Annotated in this window: 21 protein-coding genes; 12 read left to right on the top strand and 9 right to left on the bottom strand. The window is 70.3% G+C overall.

Annotated elements, in window-relative coordinates; all coding sequences use genetic code 11:
- The first annotated feature begins 2 nt into the window (after positions 1-2).
- The 4 genes from pqqC to pqqB are packed head-to-tail and all read left to right on the top strand — an operon-like array spanning position 3 to position 2,894.
- Positions 3-683: a pyrroloquinoline-quinone synthase PqqC gene (gene pqqC / locus DI005_RS03735; RefSeq protein ID WP_170200566.1), complete on the top strand. Its 681-nt coding sequence runs from the start codon at positions 3-5 to the stop codon at positions 681-683.
- A complete protein-coding gene (gene pqqD, locus DI005_RS03730; protein WP_113641265.1) occupies positions 680-931 on the top strand; it encodes a pyrroloquinoline quinone biosynthesis peptide chaperone PqqD in 252 nt (83 codons plus the stop codon). Before pqqC ends, pqqD begins: the two co-directional genes overlap by 4 nt.
- Complete coding sequence (gene pqqE, locus DI005_RS03725) at positions 922-2,016, top strand: pyrroloquinoline quinone biosynthesis protein PqqE (RefSeq protein WP_113641264.1); 1,095 nt, start codon at positions 922-924, stop codon at positions 2,014-2,016. The genes pqqD and pqqE overlap by 10 nt, the downstream gene beginning before the upstream one ends.
- Positions 2,013-2,894, top strand: coding sequence for a pyrroloquinoline quinone biosynthesis protein PqqB (gene pqqB / locus DI005_RS03720; protein ID WP_113641263.1), 882 nt, complete (start codon positions 2,013-2,015; stop codon positions 2,892-2,894). Before pqqE ends, pqqB begins: the two co-directional genes overlap by 4 nt.
- A 63-nt stretch (positions 2,895-2,957) precedes the next feature.
- Here the strand turns inward: pqqB and DI005_RS03715 are convergent, their stop codons facing one another.
- The 3 genes from DI005_RS03715 to DI005_RS03705 all read right to left on the bottom strand — a co-directional run bounded on the left by DI005_RS03715 (position 2,958) and on the right by DI005_RS03705 (position 5,787).
- The gene (locus DI005_RS03715) at positions 2,958-4,214 is read right to left on the bottom strand and encodes an MFS transporter (protein ID WP_199542489.1); all 1,257 of its coding nucleotides are present in this window, start codon (positions 4,212-4,214) and stop codon (positions 2,958-2,960) included.
- Positions 4,215-4,587: 373 nt separating this feature from the next.
- Positions 4,588-5,262 (bottom strand): Crp/Fnr family transcriptional regulator, encoded by a 675-nt coding sequence (locus tag DI005_RS03710; RefSeq protein ID WP_005441764.1) that lies wholly within the window; start codon positions 5,260-5,262, stop codon positions 4,588-4,590.
- A 273-nt stretch (positions 5,263-5,535) separates the two neighbouring features.
- A complete protein-coding gene (locus DI005_RS03705) occupies positions 5,536-5,787 on the bottom strand; it encodes a hypothetical protein (protein WP_110340936.1) in 252 nt (83 codons plus the stop codon).
- A gap of 92 nt (positions 5,788-5,879) precedes the next feature.
- Between DI005_RS03705 and nth the strand changes: the two genes are divergently transcribed.
- From nth to DI005_RS03685, 4 genes are read left to right on the top strand one after another with little or no spacing between them, the layout of a single operon-like run.
- On the top strand, positions 5,880-6,650 hold the full coding sequence (gene nth / locus DI005_RS03700) for an endonuclease III (protein WP_199542486.1): 771 nt from the start codon (positions 5,880-5,882) through the stop codon (positions 6,648-6,650).
- Positions 6,647-7,243, top strand: coding sequence for a TlpA disulfide reductase family protein (locus tag DI005_RS03695; protein WP_113641261.1), 597 nt, complete (start codon positions 6,647-6,649; stop codon positions 7,241-7,243). Before nth ends, DI005_RS03695 begins: the two co-directional genes overlap by 4 nt.
- Positions 7,240-7,950: a CoA pyrophosphatase gene (locus tag DI005_RS03690; RefSeq protein ID WP_112264975.1), complete on the top strand. Its 711-nt coding sequence runs from the start codon at positions 7,240-7,242 to the stop codon at positions 7,948-7,950. Before DI005_RS03695 ends, DI005_RS03690 begins: the two co-directional genes overlap by 4 nt.
- Before the next feature lie 9 nt (positions 7,951-7,959).
- On the top strand, positions 7,960-9,144 hold the full coding sequence (locus DI005_RS03685) for a MarP family serine protease (RefSeq protein ID WP_112264973.1): 1,185 nt from the start codon (positions 7,960-7,962) through the stop codon (positions 9,142-9,144).
- Positions 9,145-9,205: 61 nt separating this feature from the next.
- Here the strand turns inward: DI005_RS03685 and DI005_RS03680 are convergent, their stop codons facing one another.
- Genes DI005_RS03680 through nhaA form a run of 3 tightly spaced genes read right to left on the bottom strand, consistent with a single transcriptional unit; the run spans position 9,206 to position 11,916 of the window.
- Entirely contained in the window at positions 9,206-10,153 is a 948-nt protein-coding gene (locus DI005_RS03680; protein ID WP_112266610.1) for an alpha/beta fold hydrolase, read from the bottom strand.
- 20 nt (positions 10,154-10,173) lie between these two features.
- Positions 10,174-10,689 (bottom strand): phage holin family protein, encoded by a 516-nt coding sequence (locus DI005_RS03675; protein WP_199542483.1) that lies wholly within the window; start codon positions 10,687-10,689, stop codon positions 10,174-10,176.
- Between the two features lie 12 nt (positions 10,690-10,701).
- A complete protein-coding gene (nhaA, locus tag DI005_RS03670) occupies positions 10,702-11,916 on the bottom strand; it encodes a Na+/H+ antiporter NhaA (protein WP_112264970.1) in 1,215 nt (404 codons plus the stop codon).
- A gap of 181 nt (positions 11,917-12,097) precedes the next feature.
- On the opposite strand from nhaA, the gene DI005_RS03665 reads away from it, so the two are divergent.
- Positions 12,098-13,558, top strand: coding sequence for a peptide MFS transporter (locus DI005_RS03665; protein WP_112266608.1), 1,461 nt, complete (start codon positions 12,098-12,100; stop codon positions 13,556-13,558).
- A 24-nt stretch (positions 13,559-13,582) separates the two neighbouring features.
- Here the strand turns inward: DI005_RS03665 and DI005_RS03660 are convergent, their stop codons facing one another.
- The gene (locus tag DI005_RS03660) at positions 13,583-14,308 is read right to left on the bottom strand and encodes a VIT family protein (RefSeq protein ID WP_113641260.1); all 726 of its coding nucleotides are present in this window, start codon (positions 14,306-14,308) and stop codon (positions 13,583-13,585) included.
- 83 nt (positions 14,309-14,391) lie between these two features.
- Between DI005_RS03660 and DI005_RS03655 the strand changes: the two genes are divergently transcribed.
- Positions 14,392-14,874 carry an OsmC family protein gene (locus DI005_RS03655; protein ID WP_113641259.1) on the top strand — a complete coding sequence of 161 codons (483 nt, stop codon included), beginning with the start codon at positions 14,392-14,394 and terminating at the stop codon, positions 14,872-14,874.
- A 65-nt stretch (positions 14,875-14,939) separates the two neighbouring features.
- On the opposite strand, the gene DI005_RS03650 is transcribed toward DI005_RS03655, so the two are convergent.
- A complete protein-coding gene (locus DI005_RS03650; RefSeq protein WP_112264964.1) occupies positions 14,940-15,434 on the bottom strand; it encodes a DUF6319 family protein in 495 nt (164 codons plus the stop codon).
- 473 nt (positions 15,435-15,907) lie between these two features.
- On the opposite strand from DI005_RS03650, the gene DI005_RS03645 reads away from it, so the two are divergent.
- Together DI005_RS03645 and DI005_RS38125 are read left to right on the top strand one after the other, a co-directional pair.
- On the top strand, positions 15,908-16,717 hold the full coding sequence (locus DI005_RS03645; RefSeq protein WP_199542480.1) for a L,D-transpeptidase: 810 nt from the start codon (positions 15,908-15,910) through the stop codon (positions 16,715-16,717).
- 80 nt (positions 16,718-16,797) lie between these two features.
- Positions 16,798-17,568: a choice-of-anchor P family protein gene (locus tag DI005_RS38125; protein ID WP_158303137.1), complete on the top strand. Its 771-nt coding sequence runs from the start codon at positions 16,798-16,800 to the stop codon at positions 17,566-17,568.
- 80 nt (positions 17,569-17,648) lie between these two features.
- Here the strand turns inward: DI005_RS38125 and acs are convergent, their stop codons facing one another.
- Positions 17,649-19,637: an acetate--CoA ligase gene (acs, locus tag DI005_RS03635; protein ID WP_112264962.1), complete on the bottom strand. Its 1,989-nt coding sequence runs from the start codon at positions 19,635-19,637 to the stop codon at positions 17,649-17,651.
- Positions 19,638-19,808 lie beyond the last annotated feature (171 nt).

The following is a 19,808-nucleotide window of genomic DNA, read 5'->3' as shown; positions in this document are numbered from 1 at the left end:
CGATGACCGAGCAGGCCTTCGTCGCCGCGCTCAAGGGACTCTCGCACCGCTACTGGGGCACCCATCCGTTCCACCACCGGATGCACGCCGGTGAGCTGACCGAGCACGAGCTGCGGGTCTGGGCCGCCAATCGCTGGTACTACCAGCGCATGCTGCCGCAGAAGGACGCGGCGATCATCAGCAACTGCCCGCTGCCGGAGGTGCGCAGGCAGTGGCTCGACCGCATCGTCTACCACGACGGCCGGGCCGAGGGCGAGGGCGGAGCCGAGCGCTGGCTGCGCCTGTGCTCGGCGGTCGGCCTCGACCGTGAGGAGGTGCTGGACGAGCGCCACGTCGCGCCGGGCGTGCGGTTCGCCGTCGACGCGTACGTGAACTTCGCGCGCACCAGGCCGTGGGCCGAGGCGGTCGCCTCCGGGCTCACCGAGATGTTCTCCGGGCACCTCATGCGCCGCCGGGTCGGCGACATGCTGGCGCGGTACGAGTGGATCCGCAGCGAGGACCTGGCCTACTTCACGAACCGGATCGACGCCGTGAGCGGCGAGGGCGAGGAGACGCTCGCGATCGTCGTGGCCCACTGTGTCACCCGCGAGCAGCAGGAGGCGGCCGTGGCGGCACTGTCGTTCAAGTGCGACGTGCTGTGGTCGATGCTCACCGCCATCGAGCACGCGGCGGCGAAGCAGTGACGCCCCGGCTGCGCCGCGGCGTGCGGCTGACCTACGACCGCACCAGGCAGACCCACGTGCTGCTGTTCCCCGAGGGCGTGCTGGTGCCCAACGCGACCGCGGCCGCCGTGCTCGAGCTGTGCGACGGCGAGCGGACGGTGCCCGACATCGCCGCAGCGCTCGGCGAGCGCTACGCGGGTGTGCGCGAAGGCGACGTCGGCGACGTGCTCGCCAGGCTCGTCGACCGGCAGGTGGTCGAATGGGCGTGACGGAGGAGGCGCAGGGGGTGCGGCCGCCGCTGGGCATGCTCGCCGAGCTGACCCACCGCTGCCCGCTGCACTGTCCGTACTGCTCGAACCCTGTCGAACTGGTCACGCGCGAGCGGGAACTGGGCACCGTGGAGTGGTGCTCGGTGCTCGACCAGGCCCGCGACCTCGGCGTCCTGCAGGTGCACCTCTCCGGCGGTGAGCCGCTGGCCAGGCCGGACCTGCCGGAGCTGGTCACCCGCGCTTCCGGTCTCGGCTGCTACGTCAGCCTCGTGACCAGCGGGCTCGGGCTCACCGAGGCGCGCCTTGCCGACCTCGTGGACCGGGGACTCGCACACGTCCAGCTGTCCGTGCAGGGTGCCGACGCCGCGCGGGCGAACCTGCTCGCGGGCGCGAAGGCCCACGACCACAAGCTCACCGCCGCGGCGCTGGTGAAGAGGTTCGAGCTGCCGCTGAGCGTCAACGTCGTGCTGCACCGGGCCAACCACGACCAGCTGGAAGGCATGATCGCGGTCGCCGAGCGGATGGGCGCCGACCGGCTGGAGCTGGCCAACACGCAGTTCTACGGCTGGGCGCTGCGCAACCGCGACGCGCTTCTGCCGACCCGCGAGCAGCTCGCGGCGGCGGAGCCGGTGGTGCGGGCGGCGATCGAGCGGCTCAAGGGCTCGATGCAGGTCGTCTACGTGCTCTCCGACTACTACGAGCAGTACCCCAAGCCGTGTATGTCCGGCTGGGGCGCGCAGCAGCTGACCGTGGCTCCGGACGGCACCGTGCTGCCCTGCCCCGCGGCCACGGCGATCACGACGTTGCCGCTGGAGAACGTGCGAGAGCGGCCGCTGGCGGAGATCTGGTACGACTCGGAGTCGTTCAACGCCTACCGTGGCGAGGACTGGATGCGCGAGCCGTGCCGGACTTGCGAGCGGCGGACCGTCGACTTCGGCGGTTGCCGCTGCCAGGCGTTCCAGCTCACCGGCGACGCCGCCGCGACCGACCCGGTGTGCCGTCGCTCGCCCGACCGGGGATTGGTGGACGTGCTGCTGGAGCCGCCGCACGGCTCCGGCGAGTTCGTGATGCGGGGTGTGCGGTGAGGGTGATTCTGCTCGGCACGGCCGCGGGCGGCGGGGTGCCTCAGTGGAACTGCGCGTGCGCGAACTGCGAGGCCGTACGCGACGGGAGTGCTCCCGCGCGGACGCAGGACTGCCTCGCGGTGAGCGCGGACGGCCGGGCCTGGTACCTGCTCAACGCTTCGCCGGACGTTCGCACGCAGCTGACGTCCTGCGCGGCCCTCGCGCCGGGTCCGGGCCCGAGGGAGACGCCGCTGCGGGGTGTGTTGCTCACCGACGGCGAGCTCGACCACACGCTGGGACTGTTCCAGCTCAAGGAGGCCGCAGGCCTGCGCGTGTGGGCTCCCGGCGCGGTGGCGGCGACCGTGCCGGCGCGGGAGATCGCGGGGCGCTACCACGGCTGGGAGTGGCCACGGCTGAGGGAGAGGTTCGAGCTCGACGGCCTGGTGGTCACCGTGTTCCCGGTGAGCGGCAAGCGCCCGAAGTACGCCGGGGACTCGACCCTCGACGGTCCGTGGGTCGTGGCGTACCGGATCGAGGACCCGGCGACCGGCGGCTCGCTCGTGTACGCGCCGTGCGTCGCGCAGTGGCCCGCCGGGTTCGACGAATTCTGCGCGGGGGCGAGCTGCGTGCTGCTGGACGGCTCCTTCTTCGCGCCGGACGAGATGGCGGGCGCGACGGCCGGGGGCGTCGGCTCCGGCGCCCAGCTCGCGATGGGTCACCTGCCGATGGCGGGCGAGCACGGCAGCCTCGCGCGCATCCGGCGTTCGCGGGGCACTCGCTGGCTGTACACGCATGTCAACAACACGAACCCGGTGCTGAACCCGGCGTCGCCAGAGCACGCCGCCCTTCTCGAAGCCGGTGCCGAACTCCCGCCGGACGCCACGGAACTGCTCCTCTAACGGCCCCCAAGGCCACCTTTGTAGCGTTCAACGCTACAAAGGTGGCCTTGGGGGCAGGCGGGGTCAGGTGAGTGCGGGTGCGGTGGGAGTGGGTTTGACGGGCCGCGGTGGGCGGATGGTGTGGCGGAGGAGCCAGACCACGGCCGCCAGGGCCAGCGCACACGCCGCCGCGGCCAGGAACGCGGCGGGCGGGCCGCTGTGCTCCACCAGGTAACCGCTCACGGACTGGCCGAAGGCGAGACCCAGCGTCACCGCCGTGAGCACCCAGCCGAACGCCTCGGCCGCGGTGCCCTTCGGCGCGACGATCTCGATCGCCGTCGAGTGCGCCGTCGACTGCGGTGTGATGAGGGCACCGGCGCCGAGCATCGCGATCGCCAGTGCCCACAGCGTCGTCGGCAGCGCGAGCAGCGCCACCAGCGCGCCGAACAGGGCGAGCAGCACGGGCAGGCGGAGCCGCATCGGCCGGGGCCACGGGCGCAGGCTGTAGGCGACGCCGAAGCCGACCGAGCTCACCGACCACGCCGAGAGCAGCAGCCCGCCGAGCGCGAGGTGGCCCGCCTCCTCGGCCGCCGCGGGCACCGCGACCTCGACGAACCCGATCACCATGCCGAAGCCCAGCGCCGCGAGTGCGAGTGTGCGCATGCCGGGGCTCGCGAGCGCGCCGAGCAGCCGCCCCCCGGTGCGCTCCTCGGCGGGCCCCCACGCCCGGACCGCCGGGCTCAGCGCGAACAGCACCGCACCGGTGACCATGCACGCGGCGCCCAGCACCATGCCGGTGCCAGGCCATGGCGCGGCGATCAGCAGTCCGGCCAGGCCGGGGCCGAGAATGAAGAACGTCTCCATGCTGATGGCCTCGTAGGAGAACGCCGCGTCCCGCGCGGGACCCTCGGGCACGAGCCGCGCCCACAGCGCCCGTGACGCCGAGCCGGTCATCGGCTCGGTCAGGCCGATGCCAACGGCGAGCGTCACCAGCAACGGCGTGGGGGCATGCGCCTCGATCGCGAGCACGAGAATGGTCATCGCGACCGAGAACAGCGCCGCCACCAGTAGCAACGGCCGCGTGGGGCCGAACCGGTCGATGATTCGGCCCTGGACCACCGAGCCCGCCGAGACGCCGACGAGCGCCCCGGCCGACACGAGCCCCGCCGCGGCGAACGACCCCGTCTCCCGCTGCACGAACAGCAGCGCGGAGATACCGATCATGGCGATGGGCAGCCGTGCGAACAGGGAGGCCACCATGGGCCTGCGGGCGCCCGGCGTGCTCAGCGCGATGCGGTAGTCGGCCAGCGTCGTGCGGCCGTGGGACTCGGACTGGGACACGCGTACCAGTATGCCTCGCAGTGGTACGCGAGTACCACTTGTATACCGGAAAAGCGACACGCCGACTCGAAGAGGTGTGAGATCCGTCCCGGATGGGTACTTCTGTCTCAGTTGGGTAACAGAGTGCGGATTCCGGGCATCAAACCATCACATTGGGCGTCCTTGAGAGTGAACGGCCTTGAGTTGGTGGGTAGGGGTCGTGGATCGTGGAAGTTACGAATAGCGCCGCAGTCTCCCTCCGGGAATCGGGTCGGGGCCTACAACCGGAGGGCGGGGAGCGCGGACTGTCGGGGGATGGTCCGCGCACAGCAAGGGGCCGGTGCGCCACGTCGGGGGTGGCGCCCGGCCCCTTGTTATGTCTGGAGCTGCGTGCTCAGCGAGCCCGGCGGGCGAGCCGCTCGGGGTCGAGGATCAGCACGCTCTTGCCTTCGAGTCGCAGCCAGCCACGGTGCGCGAAGTCGGCGAGCGCCTTGTTGACGGTCTCGCGCGACGCGCCGACGTACTGGGCGATCTCCTCCTGCGTCAGGTCGTGAGTGACCCGCAGCAGGCCGGCCTCCTGGCTGCCGAAGCGCTGTGCGAGCTGCAACAGCGCCCTGGCGACGCGGCCGGGAACGTCGGTGAAGATCAGTTCCGCGACCATGTTGTTCGTGCGGCGCAGCCTGCGCGCGACCACGCGCAGTAACTGCTCGGCGATCTCCGGACGCGTCGAAATCCACTGCCGCAGGGCAGGCCGGTCCATCGTCACGGCGCTGACCTCGGTCACGGTCGTCGCGGTCGAGGTGCGGGGGCCGGGGTCGAAGATCGACAGCTCACCGAACATGTCGGAAGGGCCCATGATCTGGAACAGGTTCTCGCGGCCGTCCGCGGACTTGCGCCCGATCTTCACCTTGCCCGACTTGATGATGTACAGCTTGTCGCCCGGCTCGCCCTCGTTGAAGATCACGTGGCCGCGGGGAAACTCCACAGTCTCCAAGGTCTGCGCAAGCGCCTCGGCTGCTGCCGGTTCCACACCCTGAAAAATGCCCGCGCGGGCCAGGGTCTCGTCCACCTCGTGCCTCCTTTGAGAAGCGACCGCGATCCTCGAACTCAAGGAGCGTGTCGCCGATCACTACGTGCAGTGTAGGGCGTGCTCCCGAGATCGCCTCCCGGCTCGCCGTGCCGAGGTGAACCCGCCCTGCGCGGGTGATACCTCAGCGCATTCGCGCCAATACCGCCTGTCAGAGCGGTGTGGAATCGATCTCGTCCGATCGGCCAGTGTAACCGTGACGCGCGGCGTCTCCGCTTGGGCGGTGGTGGGAGAACGCGCGGGACCGGCTCACTGTCAACCGCGGACGCGGCGCGGCTTCAGTTTGGCGGTCTTCCCGCCGAGCCTGCGCAGCCGGAAAAGCTCGAGCGCACGGCCGATTCCGTGCCCGTACAAGGCCCTGACCTCGTCGGGCTGGGCCTGCTCGAGGAACTCCTCGACGTCCTCACCGCGGACGGACACGTGCCGGAGCCTGTTCTCGACGCGCTCCATGCCGAGCGCGAACAGCATGACCACGAGGGGCACCGCGATGACGAACCATACGGTCATGAGTCTCCTCATCCTCGCTCGTGGCTGGCCACGGGGCCGACCTTAGCCAAGCACGTATCCGTCTGCTCGGACGGCGCACGTAGGCTAGCGGTGTGTCGTCAGCCGTCGGTCGCGCCCCCCGGAAGCGGCGCTCGTTCGCTGAAGAGAGCCGATTGTCGTTGGTAAGACGCGCCCGGCGTATGAAACGTTGCCTCGACGAGGCATATCCAAACGCCCACTGCGAGCTGGATTTCACGACGCCGCTGGAACTTCTCGTCGCGGTGATCCTTTCCGCACAGTGCACCGACCAGCGCGTCAACCTGACCACGCCCGCGCTGTTCGCCCGCTACCGCACCGCCGCCGACTACGCGGGAGCCGACCGCACGGAGCTGGAGGAGCTGATCCGGCCGACCGGGTTCTACCGCAACAAGGCGACGTCGTTGCTGGGGCTCGGCGCCGCGCTCGTCGAGCGGCACGGCGGTGACGTGCCTGGCAAGCTCGACCAGCTCGTGAAGCTGCCCGGCGTCGGGCGCAAGACCGCGAACGTCGTGCTGGGCGAGGCGTTCGGCGTTCCCGGGATCACTGTGGACACCCACTTCGGCAGGCTCGTGCGCCGCTGGGGCTGGACCGGCGACGAGGATCCCGTCCGCGTCGAGCACGAGATCGGCGAGCTGATCCCGCGCAAGGAGTGGACGATGCTCTCCCACCGCGTGATCTTCCACGGCAGGCGGGTGTGCCACGCTCGCAAGCCCGCCTGCGGCGCCTGCCCGCTCGCGAACGACTGCCCTTCCTACGGAGCGGGTCCGACCGAGTTCGACGTCGCGGCGAAGCTCGTGAAGGGTCCCGAGCGCGACCATCTGCTTTCACTGGTGACGAAGTTTTGACCACTGCGACCAAATGGGCGCTGGCCGTGGGCGTGCTCGCCCTCGCCGTGCTGGTGGCCGTGCTGCCGAACATCGGTGACGATCCGGCGCCGCCGCGGGCGGGTGAGGACCTCGGACCCGCCCGCTCGGCCGCCGCGCTGGAGCCGTGCCCGAAGGGCAGCGGCACCGTCCAGCGGCTCGCCGGCGTGGAGGCCTCGTGCCTCGGCGACGGCTCGCGGGTCGACCTCGGCAGTGCGCTGGCCGGCGAGACGACGCTGGTGAACGTGTGGGCCACCTGGTGCCAGCCGTGCCGCGAGGAGTTGCCGCTGCTCCAGTCCTACGCCGCGGAGCCGGGTGCCGCGCGCGTGCTCGCCGTGCAGGTGCAGAGCGACGCGGAGGACGGCCTGGAACTGCTGGCCGAGCTCGGCGTGCACCTGCCGTCCGTGCACGACGGCGAAGGCCCGACCGGGCCGGTGCGGGAGGCGCTGAGGGTGCCGAGGGCGCTGCCCGCGTCGTACCTGGTCACCGAGGACGGGCAGGTCCGGTTCGTCGACGATCCGCGCCTGTTCACCTCCGTGGCGCAGATCCGCGAGACCGTGGAGGCGGCCAGGTGACCGGTCCGCTCGTCGACCCTGGCGACGTCCCGGAGTGGCTGCGCGGCCTCGTCGAGGTCAGCGGCGAGCTGGACGCGAAGACGTTCACGCGCTTCGCCGCGCCGTCCGGCACCAGGACGAGGTCCGCGGCCGTGCTGATCCTCTTCGGCGACGGGGGCGAACGGGGCCCCGACGTGCTGCTGCTGCGCAGGGCCGACACGCTCGGCTCGCACGCGGGCCAGGTGGCGTTCCCCGGCGGAGGCGCCGAGGACGGAGACGACGGGCCGGTCGGCACGGCCCTGCGCGAGGCCGAGGAGGAGACCGGGGTCGTCCCGTCGGGCGTGCGCCCGCTCGCCGTACTGCCGGAGCTGTACGTCCCCGTGTCCGGTTTCGCCGTCACGCCCGTGCTCGCCCACTGGCGCGAGCCGTGCCCGGTGCACGCCGTCGACCCGGCCGAGACGGCCGCCGTCGCGCGGGTGCCGGTGGCGGAGCTCACCGACCCCGCCAACCGCTTTCTGGTACGCAGGTCCGGTGCCGACTGGAAGGGCCCGGCCTTCGAGGTCGGCGAGATGTTCGTGTGGGGCTTCACCGCGGGCCTGCTCTCCGTGCTGCTCACCCTCGGCGGCTGGGAGCGGGAGTGGGACCACACGGACGTACGAGACCTTGACGTAGCGTTGGCGCGACACGAGGCCCGCGTCAGGCGCGCGGAGGCCGGCTCGCGCGAGTAGGGAGAGACGTTGAACTGGGTCGACGTGCTGGTGATTCTGCTGGCATTGCTGGCGGCGGTCTCCGGCGCTCGCCAGGGGGTCGTGATCGCGCTGCCCGCCTTCCTCGGGGTGATCGCGGGCGCGGTGGTCGGGATCCAGCTGGCGCCGATGGTCGTCGACTTCTTCGACCATCCCGCCGCGCGCGTCGCGTTCGCGGTGGGCACCGTGGTCTTTCTCGTCGCGCTGGGCGAGACGCTCGGCGTGTGGCTCGGCAACAAGCTCAAGAGCAGGATCCGCTCGCCGAAGCTGTCCGGCGTGGACAGTTCGCTCGGCGCGGTCGTCCAGGGCGTCGTCGTGTTCGTGGTGGCGTGGCTCATCGCGTTGCCGCTCACCAGCGTCGCCGCGTTGCCGGGGCTGGCCAGGGCGATCAACAACTCGGTTGTGCTCGGCGGAGTCAACTCGATGATGCCCGACGCCGCGCAGGGGCTGCCCGGTGAGCTGCGCCAGCTCCTCGACGCCTCCGGCTTCCCGTCCATTGTGGACCCGTTCCAGAAGGCGCCGGTGCGTGAGACCGGCCCGCCCGACGCGGCGTTGCAGAACAGCGCCGTCGTGCAGGACCTGCGGCCGAGCGTGCTGAAGATCCGCGGCATCGCGCCGTCGTGCTCGCGTTCACTGGAGGGCAGCGGCTTCGTGGTCTCGCCGGAGCGGGTGATGACCAACGCGCACGTGGTGGCCGGCACCGAGGAGGTGGCGGTCGAGACCGACGCCGGACGCCTCGACGCCAGGGTCGTGTACTACGACCCGGAGACCGACCTCGCGATCCTCGCTGTGCCCGGGCTCACCGCCGCGCCGCTGGCGCTCGACCCGCAGCCTGCGCAGGAGGGCGACGACGCGATCGCGCTGGGCTACCCGCTCGACGGCCCCTACACCGCGTCCGCCCTGCGCGTGCGCCAGCGCATCAACCTGCGCGGCCCCGACATCTACGACGCCAACACCGTGGAGCGTGACGTCTTCACGGTGCGCGGTCAGGTCCGTAGCGGGAACTCCGGCGGGCCGATGGTGGATCCCGACGGCGACGTGATCGGCGTGGTCTTCGGCGCGTCGGTGGAGGACCCCGAGACCGGGTTCGTGCTCACCGCCGACGAGGTGCGTGCCGAGGTGGAGGCGGCTCCGGGGCTGGGCGCCCAGGTCAGCACCGGCCCCTGCACGTCCTGACCGGATCCTCGCCCTGCAGTGAAGGCCACCCTCACTGCGTTCAACGCAGTGAGGGTGGCCTTCACTGCGGTTGCCCGCTCCCGCGCAGGAAGCTCACGAGCGCCTTCGCCGTGTTCTCCGGCTCCTCCAGTTGCGGGTAGTGCCCCACGCGCGGCATCGTCTCGAAGCGCGAGCGGGGGCCGAGCCACGGCGCGGAGTCATGCGCGGTGCCGGGGAGCACGACGGGGTCGGCGGCGCCGTGCAGCTGCAGCACCGGCATCCGCAGCCGTGCGTCGACGGCGTCGGCGAACCGCCTGCCCTCGCCCCGGAACTGCGCGCGGAAGGCCCACCGGTAGTACTCGAGCGCGCTGTGCGCGACGCCGGGGACGAGCATCGCGTTGCGGAACGCCCTCGCGGTCTCGGCGAAGCCGGGCCCGCGCCGCCACGTCTCGCCCGACCAGTCGTGGAGCAGCCGTTCGACGGCGGCGGCGTCTTCCTTCACGAGCCAGCGTTCCGGCCGCATCGGCACCTGGAACCGCAGCAGGTGGGACATCGCGCGGGCCTGGCTGCGCCGCCTGCGCAGGGCGGAGCGCCCGAACGCGGAGCGCAGCGCGAGCGGGTGCGCCCCGCCGAGCACGCTCACCGAGCTGACGACGCGGGGATGCAGGGTCGCGGCGGTCCAGGCGAGCAGGCCGCCCCAGGCGTGGCCGACGAGGTGCGCACGCCGCTCGCCCAGCGCGCGGACCAGGCCCGCGACGTCGCCGGCGAGCGTCCAGGCGTCGTAGCCCCGCGGTGGCTTGTCGGAGTCGCCGTAGCCCCGCAGGTCGGCCGCCACCACGCGGAACCCGGCCTCGGAGAGCGAACGCAGCTGGTGGTGCCACGTCCACCAGAACTCCGCGAACCCGTGCAGCAGCAGCACCAGCTCACCGGATCCGGCCTCGGCGACGTGCAGGCGGATCCCGTTCGCGGAGACGTCGCGGTGGGTCCAGGGACCCACCAGCCGGACGGTCGACGGGTCGGGCGCGGGCACGGCGACCTGCGGCACCGCCGTCAGCGCTGCGCCGGCAGGCCCGGCTCCGCCGCGGCGGGCTCGGGCTCGCGCCGGGGCTTCAGCGCTGCGGCCGTCTCCTTTAGGCTGTCGATCGAGCGTTGCGGCGCCCTGACCTTCTTCCACTTGCGGTAGCCGAGCAGGCCGAACAGCGCGGCGGTGACCAGCATCAGCAGGAACACGATGCCGAACGCCGCCCAGCGCTGCAGCCACTCCGACAGCAGCTCGCCGAGGAAGAAGAAGAAGAAGAACGAGCTGTACAGCGCGACGACGCCGGCGATCACGAAGAAGACGCTGCCCTTGGCCGCCTTCTTGGCCTCCCCGACGGTCTCCGCCTTGACCAGCTCGACCTCGGCCCTGAACAGGGTCGACAGGTGCGCCGTCGCGTCCTTGACGAGCGCACCGATCGACTGGCCGTCGGCCGCGGATTCGTTCTCTTCGGACAGCGGGATGTAGGGCACTGAGCCCACACGATCGCCGCCGACCGGTTCGTGTTTGGGGCTGCTCACGGGCCTCATCGTGCCATGTGATCAATCCGAGGGCTCGGTGGGCGCGCCACTCGCGTGCACCTTGCTCCGCCTGATGAGCAGCAGGGCGGCGGTGAGGGACGCGACGGCCGACGCGATGAGCACGGCCGCCTTGGCCAGCTCGGCCGCCTCGCCCTCCAGGGAGAGCTCCGCGATCAGCAGGCTCACGGTGAAGCCGACCGCGCCGAGCATCGAGAGTGCCCCGATATCGAGCCAGGTCAGCGAGCCGGGCAGCCGCGCGATGCCGAGCCGGACGGCCAGTGCGGAGAAACCGAGGATGCCGACGAGCTTGCCGCCGAGCAGGCCCGCCATCACCGCGAGCGGGATGGGGCTCGTGAACACCGCGCTCAGCGCGTCGGCGCTGACCGCGATGCCCGCGGCGAACAGCGCGAACATCGGCACGGCGAAGCCGGCCGACCACGGCTGCAGCCGGTGTTCGAGCCGCAGGGCGGGAGCCTCGTGCTCGCCCCGGTCGGCCCGCACCCGCGTGAGCAGTCCGAGCGCGACACCCGCGATCGTCGCGTGGACGCCGGCCGCGTGCACCGAGGCCCAGACGACGAGGGCCAGCGGCACGTAGATCCACCACGCCCGGACGCGGCGGTGCTGCAGGTAGGCGTAGCAGGCCAGCCCCGAGACGGCGATCGCCGCGGCGACGAGGCTGAAGCTCTCGGTGAAGAGCGCGGCGATCACGATGATCGCGCCGAGGTCGTCGACCACGGCAAGCGAGAGCAGGAAGACGCGGGCGGCCGTGGGCAGGTTCGAGCCGGTCAGCGCGAGCACCCCGAGTGCGAACGCGATGTCGGTCGCCACCGGGATCGCCCACGCCTGCTCGATGCCCGGCTCGCCCCACGCGATGCCGACGGCGATCAGCGCGGGCGCGATCATGCCGCCCGCCGCGGCGATGATCGGCAGAGCCGCGGACTTGAGGTTGGACAACTCGCCGACCACGAGTTCTCGTTTGAGCTCCAGCCCGGCGACGAAGAAGAACACCGCCAGCAGGCCGTCCTTCGCCCAGTCCCCGATGGAGAGGTTCAGGTGCAGCGACTCGGGTCCGATGCGGAAGTCGCGGACGGTCCGGTAGACGTCGTCGAGCGGCGAGTTCGCCCAGAGCAGCGCGATGGCCGTGGCGGCGAGCAGTAGCATGCCGCCGGTCGTCTCGACCCGCAGGAAACGGGCGAACTCGGATACGGCCTGCGCAGGGCGGCGAGAAGTGTTCACGGGCGGCTCCAGGGATCGGCGATGAGACCGCCGACCAGACTTCCCGGCACACCTGCCTACCACCCTAACTGGTCGCCCGGCGTGGCCTGACCCCCGTCGGTCCGGAATTTACCCAGCAGTAACCTATCGTGTTGGTGGTTTTCCATATCCGGCAGGACAAGGGCGGACGCACGTGAACTCCGTGGAAACGGCCTCCACCGAGGCCAACAGGGACACCAGGTTCTTCGGGCACCCACGAGGGCTCGCGAACCTCTTCGGCGTCGAGATGTGGGAGCGGTTCTCCTACTACGGGATGCTCGGCATCCTCCCGCTGTACCTCTACTACGCGGTGGCCGACGGCGGCCTCGCGATGTCGAAGGCGACGGCGCTCAGCATCGTCGGCGGCTACGGCGGGCTCGTCTACCTCTCGACGATCGCGGGCGCATGGGTGGCCGACCGGCTGCTCGGACCCGACCGGACCCTCTTCTACAGCGCGATCCTGATCATGATCGGGCACGTCAGCCTCGCGGTGCTGCCCGGCTACGCCGGGATCGGCGTCGGTCTCGCGTGCGTCGCACTCGGCAGCGGCGGGCTCAAGGGCAACGCCACCGCCGTGGTCGGAACCCTCTACAGCGAGCAGGACCAGCGCCGCGACGCCGGCTTCACGCTCTTCTACATGGGGATCAACCTGGGCGCGTTCGTCGGCCAGATCCTCACCGGCCTCGCGCAGAAGGAGGTCGGCTTCCACCTCGGCTTCGGGCTCGCCGCGATCGGCATGGCCCTCGGGCTCATCCAGTACACGCTGGGCAGGAAGAACCTCGGCGAGAAGGCCCGGGAGGTGCCCAACCCGCTGCCGTCCTCGCGGCTGCCGCTCGTGGGTGTCGGCCTGCTGGTACTGGCCGTCGTGATCGCGGTGCTCGTGTTCGGCGGCGTCATCACCGCGGCGAACCTCTCCGACGTCACCGTGTGGGTCGTCGGTGTCGCCTCGGTCGCCTACTTCGCCGTCATCCTCACCAGCCGCAAGATCACGGCCGTCGAGCGCAGCCGGGTGCTGTCGTTCATCCCGATGTACATCGCCAGCGCGGCGTTCTTCGCGCTGTACCAGCAGCAGTTCACGGTCGTCACCGTGTACTCCGACGAGCGGCTCGACCGGAACCTCTTCGGCTGGGAGATGCCCGTGTCGTGGGTGAACTCGGTGATCCCGGTGTTCATCATCGTGCTGGCGCCGGTGTTCGCGACGATGTGGACCAAGCTCGGCGAGCGGCAACCGTCCACGCCGATCAAGTTCGCGCTCGGCACCGCGCTCATGGGCGTCGCGTTCCTGCTGTTCCTGCCGATGGCGGGCGGTACCGGCAACACGAGCCCGGTGCTCGCGCTCGTCGGCATCCTGCTCGTCTTCACGCTGGCCGAGCTGCTGCTGTCGCCAGTGGGGCTCTCGCTGTCGACGAAGCTCGCGCCGAAGGCGTTCCGCACGCAGATGGTGGCGCTCAACTTCCTGTCCGTGTCGCTCGGCACGGCACTGTCGGGCTCGCTTGCGGAGTACTACAGCCCCGACTCCGAGGGGTCGTACTTCGGCATCGTCGGCGCGGTGGCCGTGGTGATCGGTGTGCTGATCGCCCTGCTTTCGCCGTACATCCGCAGGCTGATGCGGGGCGTGCGCTGAGGCGTTCGGCCAACGCTGACCCGGCTAACCCGTCGTCACGCCGAACAGCAGGCCCACCAGGTACGTCACCAGCATCGTCAGCACGCCGACGCCGATGTTGCGGGCGACTGCCCTGAACTTGCGGGCGTTGCCGAGCTTCGCGCTCGCCCATCCGGTGAGCGCGAGGCCGGCGACGACGCCGCCCATGCACGCCCACACCCGCAGCGACACGGGTGGCAGCGCGATCGCCAGCAGCGGCAGCAACGCCCCGATCGTGAAGGCCGCCATCGACGCGAACGCCGCCTGCCACGGGCTGGTGAGGTGGTCGGGGTCGATGTGCAGCTCCGCCTCGGCATGCGCCTGCAGCGCGTCCTTCTCGGACAGTTCCCTCGCCACCCTGGCCGCGAGCTCGGGGGAGAGCCCCTTCTCCTCGTAGATCTCCGCGAGCTCCCGCTCCTCGGCCTCGGGCATGGTGCGCAGCTCGTACTTCTCCAGCCGCAGCATCGCGCGCTCGGTGTCGCGCTGGGTGCTCACGGAGGCGTACTCGCCGCCCGCCATCGACAGCGCACCGGACACGAGCCCCGCGATGCCGGCGATCATGATCGCGGTGCGGTCGGCGGTGGCGCCCGCGACGCCGACGACGATGCCCGCGACGGAGACGATGCCGTCGTTCGCGCCGAGCACGCCGGCCCGCAGCCGGTTGAGCTTGCCGCTGAAGTCCTCGTGGTGGTGCTCGCCGGAGTGCGGCTCGGTTTCCGATTGGTTGCTCACGGCGACATTCAACGCGTTGCGGGGCGAGCCGCAAGTGCGAAAACCCGTACGGCCGAGCGCTTCCACTGCGGTATACCGGGCCTATGGGACAACGCGAGCATTCCTACGCACTCACCGTGCGGTGGACGGGAAACCAGGGCACCGGCACGTCCAGCTACCGCTCCTACAGCCGCGAGCACGAGATCAGCGCGGAGGGCAAACCGGTGCTGACCGGCTCCGCCGACCCGGCGTTCCGGGGCGACCCCGCCCAGTGGAATCCCGAGGATTTGCTGGTCGCTGCGCTCTCCGAGTGTCACCTGCTGTGGTATCTCGCCCTGTGCGCGCAGGCGGGGGTCGTGGTGACCGACTACGTCGACGCCGCGTCGGGGACGATGGCCCAGCAGGCCGACGGCGCCGGGCAGTTCACCGAGGTGGTGCTGCGGCCGACGGTGACGGTCGCCGACGCCGCCATGGTGGAGAAGGCCGCCGAACTGCACGGCCCAGCGCACGAGAAGTGCTTCATCGCACGCTCGGTGAACTTCCCCGTGAAGCACGAGCCGACGATCCTCTGCGACACCGCGGCCTGAATCCATGAAAGAGGACGGCCCCGGCCCCGGAGTGCTCAGGGACCAGGGCCGTCAGGAGGAAGGTCTCAGTTCTCCAGCTCGGCGAGCGCCTGCTTGGCCTGCTCCAGCTGGGCCTCGAGCTCTGCGACCTTGGCGGCCTGCTGTTCCCTCGCCGCGTTGATCACCTCGTCGATGGGGGCCGACAGCTCCTCGTGGAGTTCCCTTGCCGCCCGCGACACCGCGGACGCCGGGATGTCGAGGCCGCGCGCGACCCACTTGCTGCCGTGCTTGAGCTCCGCCTGCCACTCGCCGTCGGCGGTGCCTGTGACCGTGAGCGTCAGCTCGACGGTGCGGGTCTTGCGCGCGCTGCTCGAGCCCTTCGGGCGGCCCCGCTTCGGCTTGCTCTCCTCGGCGGGAGCCGGCGTCTCCGCGTTCGCCGTGGGCTCAGGGGACTCCGAGGACGCCGAGGACGCCGAGGACTCGGCGTGCTGCGCCGCCTCTGGATCCTGCGCAGCCTGCGCGGGTGCCGCGTCGGCGGAGTTCACCTGCTCGTCCGGCGTGATGGATGTGTCCAAGCTCATGCGGGGTGGTCTCCCTGTCGGTGGCGTGCGGCTACGACGGCCGAAAGTATAGAACACACGTTCGAGATCAAGACTGCCAGGGCTGGGGTGGCCGCGATTGTTCCGTTTCGATCGAGGCCGGCCAATGTGGCGCTGCTCGCACTTTCCGGGTAGGAATTCCACGGGAGAAGGAGCCCGGACCGGTGACATTGCGCCGCAGCGGGTGACGACGATCCTCAAGATCGCGTTGTGTCGCCTGACGAGGGTTAACACTATCGGGTGATCCACTGGCGAGTGGCTGGCCTGCGTAAACGCGCCGTTTGCGCTGCTGCCGGGGTTGTGGTGGAAAACCAACGAGTTTGATCCGCCGTTCTTCACGGGATAACAATGCGAGTCGTCTCGTACGCATGCGGTAGTCAGCGCGATTTCTGGCGCTGTCGTTGGGGTTCCGCGTGTGTGTACCCGTGTACCTACTGCTTCAGGACAAGTGATCGATGGATAGATCTGGCACCTCCCGTGCCCTCGGGAGGAAAAGGTCGGCACGACTGCTGGCGGTCGCAAGCGCGGCACTGCTGGCGTTCCTCGTCTCCGCGTGTGGCGGCGGAGAGGAGCAGAACACGGTCCAGCCATCGGCGGTGAGCCAGGAAGACCTGACTCGCCTGCCCGACGCCACGACATACGGCGACCTCGCGGATGCACCCCTCGACCCCGGCGCCGCCCCCACCGGGCAGGTGCTGCACCCGAAGAAGGACCTCGTCGTCTACAAGGCCGTGAACGGGGAGCCGTTCGCGAAGCTGCCGACCCGCCAGATGGGTTCCCCGACCTGGGTTCCCGTGATCGCCACGCAGGGCGAGTGGGCGCAGGTTCTGCTGCCGACGCGGCCAAACGGGGCGAGCGGCTGGATCCACGCCGGAGACTCCGATGTGGAGTCGGCGCGCAACAACTTCGTGGTCAACGTGAACCGCGAGGCGTTCGAGCTCGAGATCACCGAGGACGGCAAGTCACTCGGGAAATGGACCATCGGCATCGGTAAGGACGAGCACCCGACGCCGGAGGGGCGTGCGTACATCATCGCCTCCATCGAGGAGACGGTGAACGACTACAGCCCCATCGTGCTTCCGTTGAGCTTTCACTCGGATTCGCACGAGACGTTCGGCGGTGGCCCCGGCACCGTCGGCATTCACACCTGGCCGGACGACAGCTTCGTCGGCCAGGCGAACAGCGACGGGTGCATCAGGGTGACGCAAGAGGCCCTCGACGAACTCGTCAAGCTTCCGCTCGGCACGGTCGTCAACATCGTCTGACGCCTTTTCCGGAAGCTTTCTTTCGCACGAAGAACCGCTTTCCGCGGTAATTGTACGCAATTTCTTTGAAGGGTAGTTCATTGTCCAAGAGAAGACTGGCCGTGACCGGTGTCGGCGCCCTTTCGGCCGTGCTGACCGCTGGTGTCCTGCTCGCCCCCACCGCTTCGGCCACCGGTGGCGAGAACTCGGCCTTCGCGATCTCCGCCAACGGTCTGCTCAAGATCGCCCCGACGCCGTACGTGGACGACACGAACGGCGCCACGGAGGAGTCGGTCGTCAGGCTCGACGTGCCGCAGAACCTGCTGAGCCTGGGCGTGCTCAACGCGCGTGCCGGTGACGGCTACGCCAAGTCGAGCATCGCCGACCTGCGCGTGAGCCTCAACGCGCTGCCCGACCTCGGCCTCGGCCTCTCGCAGCCGCTCGTCGCCGCCGAGGCCATCGAGGCCAACTGCGAGGACGGCGTGGCGTCCTCGTCGGTCGCCGGCGCGTCGGTCGCCGGGATCGCCCTGGACGTGGCCGCTCCCCCGAACACCGCCATCGAGGTGCCGGGCCTGGCCTCGGTCACCCTCAACAAGCAGGTCACCAACGACGACGGCTCGACCACCGTCACCGCCATCTCGATCAAGGTCAACAAGCTGCAGAGCCTCGACCTCGCGTCGGCGACCTGCACGAAGGCTGACGACGACGGCGGAAAGCCTTCCACCCCGCCGACCACGCCCGGTGACGACGACGGCGACAACGGTGGCGACAACGGCGACGACTCGAACGGCGGCTCCGGCTCGCAGGCCGACAAGGACGGCATGGCCCCGGTGCCGACCCCGGTGAAGGGCCACCTGGACGTGACCGGCTGATCGGCTGATCGGCTGAGCGCACAACGAGAAGCGGCCTCCACCCACGCCGGGTGGAGGCCGCTTTCGCTTGCGCTGTCGGGTTACTCGTCGCCCTTGCCGGACTTGAGACCGCTGGAGATGAGGTCCATGACCGAGCTGTCCGCCAGCGTCGTCACGTCGCCGACCTCCCGGTTCTCGGCGACGTCGCGCAGCAGCCGGCGCATGATCTTGCCCGAGCGCGTCTTCGGCAGCTCCGGCACGATCATGATCTGCCTCGGCTTGGCGATCGGCCCGATTTCCTTCGCGACGTGGTTGCGCAGGGCCTGGATGGCCTCCTCGCCGCCCGCCTGATCCTCCACGCCGCCGCGCAGGATCACGAACGCGACGATGCCCTGCCCCGTCGTCGGGTCGGTCGCGCCGACCACGGCCGCCTCGGCGACCGTCGGGTGCGAAACGAGAGCCGACTCCACCTCGGTGGTGGAGATCCGGTGCCCGGAGACGTTCATCACGTCGTCGACGCGGCCAAGCAGCCACACGTCGCCGTCGTTGTCGTACTTCGCGCCGTCACCGGCGAAGTAGTAGCCCTGGTCGGCGAACCGGGACCAATAGGTGTCGCGGTAGCGCTCGTCGTCGCCCCAGATGCCCCGCAGCATCGACGGCCACGGCTTGTCGAGCACGAGGTAACCACCGCCGCCCTTGCCGACCTCCTCGCCCTTGTCGTCCACGACCTTCGCGGAGATGCCGGGCAGCGGCCGCTGTGCGGAGCCCGGCTTGGCGTGGGTGACGCCGGGCAGCGGGGAGATCATGATCGCCCCGGTCTCGGTCTGCCACCACGTGTCGACGACAGGGCAGCGGTTGGCGCCGACGTTCTCCCGGTACCACATCCACGCCTCGGGGTTGATCGGCTCGCCCACGGAACCCAGTACACGCAGCGACGACAGGTCGTACTTCGCCGGGATGTCGGCGCCCCACTTCATGAACGTGCGGATGAGCGTCGGCGCGGTGTAGTAGATCGAGACCTTGTACTTCTGGACGATCTCCCAGTGCCTGCCCTCGTGCGGGGTGTTGGGCGTGCCCTCGTAGACCACCTGCGTCACACGGTTGGCGAGCGGCCCGTACACGATGTAGGAGTGCCCGGTGACCCAGCCGATGTCGGCGGTGCACCAGTAGACGTCCTCGCCGGGCTTGTGGTCGAACACCGCGTGGTGCGTGTAGGCGGCCTGCGTCAGGTAGCCGCCCGAGGTGTGCAGGATGCCCTTCGGCTTCCCCGTGGTGCCCGAGGTGTAGAGGATGTAGAGCGGGTGCTCGGAGTCGAACGCCTCCGGCGTGTGCTCGTCGGGCTGCCCGTCGACCAGCTCGTGCCACCAGAGGTCGCGGCCATCGGTCCACGGCACCTCGCCGTCCAGGTCGTCGCCGGTGCGGCGCACCACCACGACCTTCTCGACGCTCTCGGCGCCCGCGAGCGCCTCGTCGACGTTGGCCTTCATCGGCGCGGCCTTGCCCCGGCGGTACTGCCCGTCGGAGGTGATCACGACCTTGGCCTGCGCGTCGTCGACCCGCTGGCGCAGCGCGCTCGGCGAGAAGCCGCCGAACACCACGCTGTGCAGCGCGCCGATCCGGGCGCACGCGAGCATGGCGACGATCGCCTCGGGGATCATCTGCAGCTGGATGGCGACGCGGTCGTTGGCGGAGACGCCCAGCGAGAGCAGGGCGTTCGCGGCCTTGGATACCTCGCGCTTCAGCTCGGCGTAGGTGATGTCACGCGTGTCGCCCGGCTCGCCGACCCAGTGGATGGCGACCTGGTCGCCGTGCCCGGCTTCGACGTGCCGGTCGACGCAGTTGTACGCCACGTTCAGCCTGCCGCCGACGAACCACTTCGCGAAGGGAGCGTCTGACCAGTCGACGACCTGGGTCCACTTCGTGTCCCAGTGCAGTCGTTCGGCCTGCTCGGCCCAGAAGGCGTCGCGGTCCTGGTCGGCCTTCGCATACCACTCGGAGGTCGCGTTGGCGTTCGCGGCGAACTCCTCACTCGGAGGGAAGGTCCGGCTCTCGGTCAACAGGTTGTCGAGTGCCGGCGACTGCTCTGTCATGGTGCTTGGCCTCCTGATACGCGAATCGTGGCGGCGTCCGTAGTGACGTTAGTACGGCATGTAGAAGGTTGCAGCCAGGCTGCCGGTGCGACAAGGAGCGGGCGACGAGCGGCTGACAAGCGGTTGACGGGCGCTGCCTATGCTCGTCGTACCCGGTAGTAGGCGAAAGGG

The sequence above is a fragment of the Prauserella sp. PE36 genome, from assembly GCF_003311655.1.
In the GTDB taxonomy this organism is placed as follows: Bacteria; Actinomycetota; Actinomycetes; order Mycobacteriales; family Pseudonocardiaceae; genus Prauserella_A; species Prauserella_A endophytica.
The sequence above is the reverse complement of the archived record's forward strand: the minus strand, read 5'-3'. Positions and strand labels throughout refer to the sequence as shown.